Source organism: Candidatus Eisenbacteria bacterium (assembly GCA_016867495.1).
In the GTDB taxonomy this organism is placed as follows: Bacteria; Eisenbacteria; RBG-16-71-46; order CAIMUX01; family VGJL01; genus VGJL01.
In genome coordinates this window covers 1-9,781 of sequence record VGJL01000099.1, presented here as the reverse complement: position 1 = coordinate 9,781, position 9,781 = coordinate 1, and the positions used below count along the sequence as shown (strand labels likewise).

Here is a 9,781-nt window from a genome sequence, read left to right as displayed (position 1 = left end):
GAAAGGCCTCGATCCCGCGCTCTTCGCCGATCAGATCGGCGCGTACAAGCTCACGCCCTCTTCCTGGTCCCTGCCTCTCGCCTATCTGTTCGTCGCGGTCGAAGCCGTCATCGGTCTCGGGCTCCTCCTCAGGATCCGGCCCGGGATGACGCATCTGGCATTCATCGCGTTGATGCTCGGCTTCATCGGCGCGACGGCCATCGCGTGGATCTCGGGCAACACGAAGGAGTGCGGATGCTTCGGCCGTGTGGCGAATCGAGGCCCCGGCAATGTCATCGTGGAGGACAGTCTCTTGATCGGCGTCTCGGCCGCCGCGGCCTTGCTCCTGCGAGGCGCTCGCACGCCGAGACCCAGCATCTTGATCGGCGCGATCCTCTTGCCGATCGCGATCGTCTTCACGGCCTTGGGCTCCCGCCTGCCGGCCGACGGATTCGTCACGGGGATCCGCGCGGGCGCGAGCCTCGAGGATCTCCCGGTCGAGGACCTGCCAGGCTCCCTCATGGAAGGGTGGCAACTCCTCGCGCTCGTGAAGGAGGACTGTCCCCCGTGCAAGGAGGCGATCCCCCGCCTGAACGGGCTCGCGCGGGACCGCAAGGACATCAGGATCACGGCGGTCTTCTCGGGCTCCAGGCAACAGGCATCGGCTTGGCGGCTCGAGAATCTTCCTGCCTTCCGGGTGGCATACGCCTCTCCCAGGGGGCTCCGCGCCTACTACAGATCGCTCCCTTCCTGCTTCCTCATCAGAGAGGGACGAGTCGTTGAAGCGTGGTGGGGGAGGATTCCGGAGGCCGCTGAGGTCGAGAGGCTCTTGCCCGGCGATTGAGGAACGAAAGGAGGATTCGTCGGATATCGTTATGCCGACCTGCGGAACTCCGAGAGAAGCTGGTTCCACATTGCCGTCGGCGCGGCCGACGTCCGCCTCCGCTGAGAGATCAGGAGACCGCCGGACCCCGACCCTTCCTCAGGCGCTCAGCGCGCGTCAGGCGGCCCTTGATCTTCTCGCCGAAGTCATCGAACAAGGTGTAGACGACCGGAACCACGACCAGCGTGAGGAGACTGCTCGTGATGAGTCCCCCGATGACCGCGCGCGCCATCGGCGCGCGGAACTCGGCGCCGTGACCGAGCGCCAGGGCCAGCGGCATCATCCCGAAGATCATGGCGAGGGTCGTCATCACGATGGGCCTTAGCCGGACTTCCCCCGCGTCGATCAGGGCGTTGACCCGATCGGCCCCCTTCTCCCGCCCCTGGTTCGCGAAGTCGACCAGGAGGATCGCGTTCTTGGTCACGAGACCGGCGAGCAGGATGAGCCCGATCATGCTCATCAGGTTGAAGGTCGTCCCGGTCATGAGAAGCGCGATGAGGACCCCCACCAGCGACAGGGGAACCGAGAACATGATCGCGAGCGGCTGCAGGAACGACCCGAACTCGCTCGCCAGCACGAGGTAGATGAAGATGATCGCGAGGATCAGGCTTTCCACGATGTTCCTCACGGTCTCGCGGAAGATCTCCGTCTCGCCTCCGAGCGAGATGCTATAGCCCGCCGGCATGGCGAGCTTGCGCGCCTCGCGCTCGATCGCCCGGCTCACCTCCGTGAGCGTCACCCCGTCGAAGTTCGAGTAGACCATCGCGACGCGCCTCATGTCGCGCCTGTCGATCTTCTGCGGACTCGCGCTCTCTTTGAAGGAGGCGACCTGCGCGAGCCGGACGATCCGAGGAGCGCCGGTTTCCGGATCATAGACCCCGGCAGCGAGCGGGAGGGCGGCGAGCTGGTCGACCGACGCCCTTTCGACCTTCGGCAGGCGGACGATCACATCGTGCTGTTCGCCCGCGGGGTCCTCCCATGTGGAAGCGGTCTGCCCGGCCAGTGCCGGCCGTATGGTCGAGGCGATCGAGCCGATCCCGATCCCCATCTGGCTCGCCATGTCCCTGTGGACGTCGATTCTGACCTCGGGCCGCTCCTCCTCCAGCCCGGACTCCGCCTCGATCGCGCCCGGAGTCCTCCGCACGATATCGAGCACTTGTGTCGAGATGCGACGGAGCTCATCGATCTGATCTCCCTTCACATAGATCTCGATCGGCTTCGTCGCCCCGCCGAAGCCTCCGGCGTCGAGGACCGATACCGTGAAGCCGCGAAGGCCGCCCAGCTCCTTCCGAAAGACGCCGGCCAGCTCTTGCTGCGAGAGATCGCGATCTGTCTTTGGAGTGAGCTTTACATAGATCTCCGCTTCGTTGACCTGAGCGGAGAATCCCCCTGCCACGGTCTCGTATGTATAGGAGACCTCGTCGTGGCGTCTGAGCAGCGTCGAGACTTCCCGGACGCGATCGCGCGTGTAGTCGAGGGTCGATCCGACCGGCGTCTTGACGATGATCGCGAGTTGCTCCTCGTCCGAGGCCGGCATGAAGGTCCCGCCTATGAGAGGGAAGAGCGCCAGCGCGGCCACGAACGCGAGCGCCGCGATCCCGAGCGTCCACTTCCGATGGCCCAGGGCCCATCCTATGACGCGGCGGTAGCGCTTCCCCAGACCGATGAAGCCGTTGTTGAACCGCTCCAGGATTCGACCCATGGGGCCCCGCCCCACGTGTCCTTCGGCGACGGGGTCGTACCAGACGGAGGAGAGCATCGGATCGAGAGTGAAGGAGACGAAGAGGCTCACGGCCACCGCGCTCGCCACGGTGAGCCCGAACTCCCTGAAGAACCTCCCGACGATCCCCCCCATGAAGGCGACGGGGACGAAGACGCAGAGCGTGGCCATCGTCGTCGCGAGCACCGCCAGACCGATCTCGCTCGTCCCGCGCATCGCGGCCGCGCGATGGCTCTCGCCCATTCCCACGTGGCGGACGATGTTCTCCCGCACGACGATCGCGTCATCGATCAGAATCCCGATCGCGAGCGAGAGGGCCATCAGCGTCATCATGTTCAGCGTGAAGCCGAAGGCATAGATCGCCAGGAAGGAGGCGATGACCGATACCGGCAGGGTGAGGCCGGTGATCACCGTCGAGCGCCAGGAGTTGAGAAACACGAAGACGACCAGCACGGTGAGGATCGCTCCGAGGATGATCGTCATCTTGACGTCTTCGACCGAGTCGCGGATCCACGTGGAGTTGTCGCGGACGACCGTCAGATCCACGCCGGGAGGCAGCCCCTGCCGCAGGGTCTCCGCCCTCGCCTTGATCCGCTCCGCGACTTCCACCGTGTTTGCTCCGGAGACCTTCCGGATGTCGATCCCGATCGCCGGAGCGCCGTTGAGCAGCGCCGCGGAACGCACATCCTCCGCGTCATCGATCGTGCTCGCCACGTCGCCCAGACGGATCGGCGCGCCTCCCCTCACGTCCACGATCAGTTTGTTGAAGTCGGCGGGCTCCTCGATTCTTCCGGCGACGCGCACCAGCTTCTCGTCCGGACCCAGCTCCAGCCTCCCCGCCGGAACCTCCATGTTCTCCGCCCGCAGAACACCCATCACCTGAGGCACCGTCACGGCGCGGGAAGCGAGCCGTTCGGGATCCAGATTCACGACGACAGCCCGCTTCTCGGTGCCGATCAGCGTCACCTGGCCGACGCCGTCGATCCCCTCGATCTCCTTGCGGATCGTCTCGTCCGCGATCGCGGTCAGCTCTCGCTGCGAGCGGACATCGGACCTGAGCGCGAGAGAGACGATCGGGATCTCCTGGGGATCGAACCGGAGCACGAGAGGCGTCTCGATCTCCGCAGGGAGAATGTTGCGAATCTGATCGATCTTCGCCCGGACATCCTGCTGCGCATCCATCTCGTCGATATTGAGCTCGAACTCGATGAAGATCGTCGAGAGCCCTTCCTGGGAGGTGGAGGTGAGCGACTTGACTCCCTGGACCGGATTCACCGCTTCCTCGATCCGCCGGGTCACGTCCCGCTCGACCGTCTCGGGAGAAGCGCCCGGATAGGGCGTCTGGATGAGAACGAAGGGGAAGGAGACATCGGGCCACTGCTCGATCGCCAGCCTGTTGTAGGAGAAGAGCCCCAGCGTGACGAGGGCGAGCATCATCATGGTCGCGAAGACCGGCCGCTTGATCGAGACGTCAGAGAGAAACATGCGAACCCTCCACCCTATTCCCAGCGGGCCACAGCGCTACACCGAATCCCGGCAGGTGTGCCATGCGAGCGCCTCAGTCGGTCCGGCGCAGGATCCTGATCGCGACTCCGTCGCGCAGACCCGGCAACACACCTGTCAGCAACGAGTCTCCGGGCGCGAGCTGACCGATCATCTCCCCAACTCCGGCTTCTTCATCGACGAGTCCGATCCGGACCGGGACCCGCCGGGCAACGCCCTTCTCCAGGCGGTAGACCACCTGTTCCTGCCCCTCCTTGCGTATGGCCGCCAGCGGGGCCGCGGTCGCCCCCTCCCGCGTCTCATCGATGACACGGCCGCTGGCGAAGAGGCCGCCGACCAACCTTCCATCCGGGTTGGGAAGCCGCATGTAGACGCGTATCTGCCTGGTTCCCGGCTCCGTCGTCGGATTGACCCGATCGACATTCCCTTCGAAGGATTCTCCTGGAAACGCGTCGATGCGGAAGCGGATCGGAGCGCCGCGGCGAACGAGGCCGAGGGCCTCCGACGCGACGGTGGCGGAGAGTTCGAGGACCGAGTTGTCGACGACCTGGGCGAGGCGGTCGCCGATTGCGGTGCGATCGCCGCTGTGAACCATCACCTTGCTGACCTGCCCGGTGATCGGGCTCGGGACCGCGAGCCTCTCCGCGTCGTCCTGGGCCCTGTTTCGGTAGGCCTCCGCGGCCCTCGCGCGCGCCTCGGCCGCCGCCCGCCCGGCCTCGGCCGCCTCCATGTCGCTCGGAGACGCGGCGCCCGCGTCCAGCAGCCGGCGCGCCCGCTGCTCGGCGTTCCGTGCGGCCACGAGGCCCGATGCCGCCGCCTGGCACTCGGCCTCCGCGGCCTGTTCGGCGTCCTTGATGTCCCGCGGCTTGTAGACGGCGAGCGACTCTCCCTTGCGCACCGCCTGCCCTTCCTTGACGAGGACCTTCTCGAGATCCCCGTCGAACCTCGCGACCACCTCGACAATCTCGGTCGGCTGCAGCTCGCCCGAGAAGGAGATCCCCGCCTCGAGCCGGCGCGTCTCGGCCACGGCCAGATCGGCCGCGCTGACAAGGACAGCCTGCTGCTCCTCCGCTGATCGGGATTCGGCCGACTTGCGCGCGCAGCTGGATAGGCCGCACGCCCCCATACAGAGCGGGATTCCAAGGAGGACGACTCCAATCGGTGTGATCTTCGCTCGAGTTTTCAAACCCTAGCTCCTCAGCGCGACAGGCCCACGGCCTGCACGGTCGATGTGAATAGGGGCCTACCCGACAGACGCTCCAGGCGAGCGAGCGCCAGGAAGTAGTCATGGCGCGCCTGCGCCTCGTTCGTCTGCGCGATCTGATATGCGATGCGCGTGTCGTTCAGTTCGAGGAGACTCGAGGCCCCCTCCTCATATCGCAGCTCGGCAAGCTCGTAGGCCTTTCGAGCGAGTCGCACCGTCTGTCCCCTCGCGTGCAGATCCGAGGAGGAGCGCTCCAGCTCGAGGCGGCCTTGGACCACGCTCTGCTGGATCAGCTCGCGCACCTGATTCAGGTTCTGTCGCGCCACGCTCCGCTGCGCCTTCGCTTGCTGGATGTACCCCTTCGTGCGGAATCCGTCGAAGACGTTCCAGACCGCCCTCGCTCCCACATTGATGTCCTTGGCCCACTCGTCCGATTTCGGGAGAAGATCGTCGGGGTAGGCCTGGCGCGAGTAGTTCGCGAAGAGGCTCAAGTCGGGCCAGAGGTCGCTCTTCGCCACCAGCACGGCGTCCTCGCGCGCCTGGAGGACTTCGTCCAGCGCCTTCACACCCGAAGTCCTCAGGGCATCCTGCTCGAGCCCGGTCGTGTCGACGGCGGCCGGATCGGTTGGGACCGCCGCGTCATCCAGGAGGGGGCTCTCGAGGCGAAGCGGAGCCAAGCGGGGGAGATTCGCCAACCGGCGCAACTCGAGGTAGGCGGTCTCCCGGGCGGCCTTCGCCATCTTCACGATCGGGATCTGGTTGCCGGTGGCCACCTCGGCCTGCAACAACTCGAACTCGGACGCCTCTCCCACCTGCTGCCGGAGCCGCACCCGCTCAAGATGAGACTCCGACTGATCGAGCGATAGCTCTGCTATGCGAACCCCGCGGTCGGCGAGGAGGGCTCCCAGGTAGGCGGCCCGTCCGGCGAGGGTCAGCTCATCGGCCCTGTCTTGCTTCATCTCGCGCGCGGCTCTCATCGCGTGTCCCGCCGCCGCGATCGATCCCCAGATCGATCCTCCCTGAATGAGGCGCTGCGTCACCCCGACCGACGCGACCCAGCTATTCTCGCTTCCGAAGGCTGTCGAGCTGAAGAGGCTCGCCAGTCCGGCGAGCCCCGAACCGGGCAGGGCCTGCTCCAGATCCCGCACGCGGTCCTCCAGCGGCGCGAGCGTGTCGGGCTCGAACGGATCGAACCCCGGCCCGTCCCCCTCCATCCGGAAGATGCTCTCGATCTGGCGCGTGTAGGTGCCGCTTCCGAAGATCTGAGGCAACGCCGTCGCGCGGGCCTGGAGGTACTGCGCCTTCGCGCTCGCGAGATCCGCGTCTGCGAGCTTCATCTCCTCTCCCAGGCCGAGCACGCGCTCGACCGCCTGATCGAGAGTGAGGCGCAAGGTGTCGGTCTCAGCCGACGCCGGCCCGACAGCGGCCATGCCCAGGAGAATCGCCAACAGCGGACTGAGGGAAATCCCAGGAGATCGTCTCTTCATTGGCAAGCGCGCGCCTCCGCACCGCGCAGAACGAGATCGGACAGACTCTCCTCCATGCGCTCCGGTATCGCGGGGATCTCCCCAGCGAGGACCTTCGCGACATAGATCCCCAGGACGGCGAGCGGCATGGCGACCACCACTTCCGGAGGGACATCGCGGAACTCGCCCGCGCGCCTTCCCTCCTCCACGACCCGGTGGAACACCTCGATCAATCGCCGGCCATCCTGCCTGTAGTCGAACCCGAGAGGGAGCGGCCCGGGCATGGTCAAAGCCTCGTGGACGAAGGCGTAGATCTCCGGAAACTCGCGGGCGAGCGCCACCTGAGAGCGGATCAGCTCGATGAACTGGCGTCTCGGGGAGCCTTCCTGGAGCAAGATCTCCCGCGCGCCGCTCAGGGCGAACTCCACCGCGTCGTGCAGTAGCGTCGCGAAGAGCGTCTCCTTCGACGGAAAGTAGTAGTAGATGAGCGGCTTCGTGACGCCCGCGGCCTCCGCGATCTCTCGAACGGACGTGCCGTCGTAGCCCCGAAGCGCGTGGAGTCGGGCCGCGGCCGTGAGGATCCGGTCCCGCGCGCCCTGACATGCGACCTGCCCGCCCACTCCCATCCCTATCTCCCCTGACCTTTCGGTCAGCCTAGGGGAGGCGGGGAAGCAGGTCAAGGGGCCCGGGCATGCGTCGTGGGACCGTCATGCCTCGCGGGACGCCGCGCGTCGGGGACCATCATGCCTCGCGGAACGCCCCGCGTCGGGGTCGGTCACTCCTCCCCCAGCCGCAGGGTCGGGGCGCGAACGATCTTCTTGGCGCCGAACTTCTCGGAGAGCCGATCGATCGTCTCTTCGAGCTTCAGCTTCCTCGCGTCGGGCCGCTGCGGCGGGAAGAGCATGCCCTCCTCCTCGGGAGGCTCGATCCCGCTGACCCCGACGCCGAGGAGCCGGATCGGCCGGCCGTCCCATGCCCTGTCGAACAGGTCACCGGCCTCCTCGTAAATCCTCTCCCCAAGGACGGTCGGCGCGGGCATCTTTCTCTGCCTCGTGATCGTCCGAAAGTCCCCCCAGCGGATCTTCACGGCGACCACTCTCCCCGCGACGCCGGCCCGGCGCAGCCGCCTGGCGACGCGGCCGGCCTGGTCCAGTAGAACCGCCTTGAGGAACGTCGCGTCGGACTGGTCCGATGCGAACGTCTCCTCATGGCTGTATGACTTCGCCTCCCATTCGGGGACGACCGAGCGCTCGTCCCGACCGCAGGCGAGATCGTGCAGATGCGAGCCCGAGGCGCCGAAGCGCCGCGCCAGCTCTTCCCGCGGATACCTGGAGAGATCCCCGACCGTCTCGAGTCCGAGGCCGCGGAGGACCGAGAGGCTCTTGGGGCCGACGCCCCAGAGACGCGAGAGGGGCAGAGGACTGAGGAACGCTTCCACTTCGCCTTGGCCGACGACAACGAGCCCGTCCGGCTTCTCGAGGTCGGAAGCGATCTTCGCGACGAACTTGACCGGCGCGATCCCGACCGATGCCGTGAGCCTGGTCGCGTCGCTTACCGCCTCCTTGATCTTCCTTCCGGCATCCAGCGGAGGGCCCAAGATTCCCTCGGTCCCCGTCAAGTCGAGGAATGCCTCATCGAGGGAAAGCTGCTCTATTAAGGGTGAAAATTGGCGGAATATCGTCATGATCATATCGGATTCATGACTATATTTACTCATATTTACTGGGATTCTCACAAGCTTCGGGCAGAGCCTCTGAGCCCGAGCCATCGGCATGGCCGAGTGGATCCCGTGCTTGCGGGCCTCGTAGGAGGCGGCCGAGACCACCCCTCGATGGGCAGAGGATCCCCCCACGACGACAGGCTTTCCCCTGAGTGAAGGGTCGTCCCGGATCTCGATCGCGGCGTAGAAGGCGTCCATGTCGACATGGGCAATCCAGCGCTCTCCCATGCCGTCCCCCCTTGCGGGCCCCCGTCCCGCGCCCTCCGTGCCGGCTAGTGGCTCGTCCCGAAAGTCAGCCGGAAGCCGCTCGCGCCCTTCCCTGGCTTCTCCGGCGCTTCCACTTCTTCGAACTCCTCGAAGACATGGTGGTAGCGGAGATCGACCACGATGTGGAACGAGTAGGTCCTAAGAAGCAACAACCCCACCCCGAGATCCGCCGTGAGCGCCGTGGCGTTCTGCTCGGGGGTCTCGAGCCAGGTGTACTGGTAGGGCGGCTCGCCGTGGGTCTTCTCGATCGGCTGGCCCTCGACATGGAGCATGTGCAGCCCCAACCCTCCCCCGACATAGGCCCCGACGTCCCCTTTACCGAACACGGGTCCGCCGAAGACATCGAGCATCGTCCACTCGAACTGCCCGTCGCCCCAGGTGAAGCCGGCCACCGTCGTCGTCGTGAGCAGGAATTGACTCGCCTCGTACTTGAAGACGGCGCGGAGGTCCGTGAGACGATCCGCTCCGCCGTAACTGTCCCCCGTCGGCGACAGAATTCCCGCCTGGACTCCGATCCCCTCGGCGACGCGACTCATCACGACATCGAGATCCTCCACGGTCATTGCCGAGATCCTGTCGCTGTAGGACGGGGTCTCCTCGCCCGGCCGGATGCCGGAGACGCGAGCCACGATCTTGTCCCCGAGCTTGCTCAGCGAGCCGTAGATGATCCTCTCCGCCCCGTGCCGGGCCCCCAGCGCGAGGGCGCAGGAGATCTCATCGCAGGCATCGGCCCCGACCGGAAGAGGCGGCGCGATCGAGCGGGGAGGGATGACGGAGAGGCCTGCAGCTTCGAGCTCCTCGACGAAGAGATCGAGCGCGACGGCCGCCGTCGTGTCGCTGACTCCGATCGTTCGGAACGGAAGGACGAGCGTCTTCTCCCCCGCGGGGGATACTCCTCCGGCGGGTAGGATCGCCAAGGCGAGTAGGGCCATCGTGAACACCGCCGTCGGAAGAGAGCTACGGCAACGAGACATGGCGACCTCCTTGCGAACAGGTCTCCCAGCGCTCCACCAGAGCCTCGCGGGCGCCCCTCCCGCGC

The 9,781-nt window shown here is 66.3% G+C and carries 7 protein-coding genes; 1 reads left to right on the top strand and 6 read right to left on the bottom strand.

Annotation, left to right across the window (positions count from 1 at the left end):
* Positions 1 to 823: hypothetical protein (locus tag FJY88_09405; protein ID MBM3287546.1), on the top strand; the 823-nt coding region annotated here is incomplete at its 5' end.
* 109 nt (positions 824 to 932) lie between these two features.
* Here the strand turns inward: FJY88_09405 and FJY88_09400 are convergent.
* The 6 genes from FJY88_09400 to FJY88_09375 form a co-directional block, all read right to left on the bottom strand.
* The gene (locus FJY88_09400) at positions 933 to 4,067 is read right to left on the bottom strand and encodes an efflux RND transporter permease subunit (protein ID MBM3287545.1); all 3,135 of its coding nucleotides are present in this window, start codon (positions 4,065 to 4,067) and stop codon (positions 933 to 935) included.
* Positions 4,068 to 4,140: 73 nt separating this feature from the next.
* The gene (locus FJY88_09395; GenBank protein ID MBM3287544.1) at positions 4,141 to 5,271 is read right to left on the bottom strand and encodes an efflux RND transporter periplasmic adaptor subunit; all 1,131 of its coding nucleotides are present in this window, start codon (positions 5,269 to 5,271) and stop codon (positions 4,141 to 4,143) included.
* Positions 5,272 to 5,282: 11 nt separating this feature from the next.
* Positions 5,283 to 6,776, bottom strand: coding sequence for a TolC family protein (locus tag FJY88_09390; protein MBM3287543.1), 1,494 nt, complete (start codon positions 6,774 to 6,776; stop codon positions 5,283 to 5,285).
* A complete protein-coding gene (locus tag FJY88_09385) occupies positions 6,773 to 7,381 on the bottom strand; it encodes a TetR/AcrR family transcriptional regulator (protein ID MBM3287542.1) in 609 nt (202 codons plus the stop codon). The genes FJY88_09390 and FJY88_09385 overlap by 4 nt, the downstream gene beginning before the upstream one ends.
* 149 nt (positions 7,382 to 7,530) lie before the next feature.
* Complete coding sequence (locus FJY88_09380) at positions 7,531 to 8,703, bottom strand: DNA polymerase IV (GenBank protein MBM3287541.1); 1,173 nt, start codon at positions 8,701 to 8,703, stop codon at positions 7,531 to 7,533.
* 44 nt (positions 8,704 to 8,747) lie between these two features.
* The gene (locus tag FJY88_09375) at positions 8,748 to 9,716 is read right to left on the bottom strand and encodes a hypothetical protein (protein ID MBM3287540.1); all 969 of its coding nucleotides are present in this window, start codon (positions 9,714 to 9,716) and stop codon (positions 8,748 to 8,750) included.
* Positions 9,717 to 9,781 lie beyond the last annotated feature (65 nt).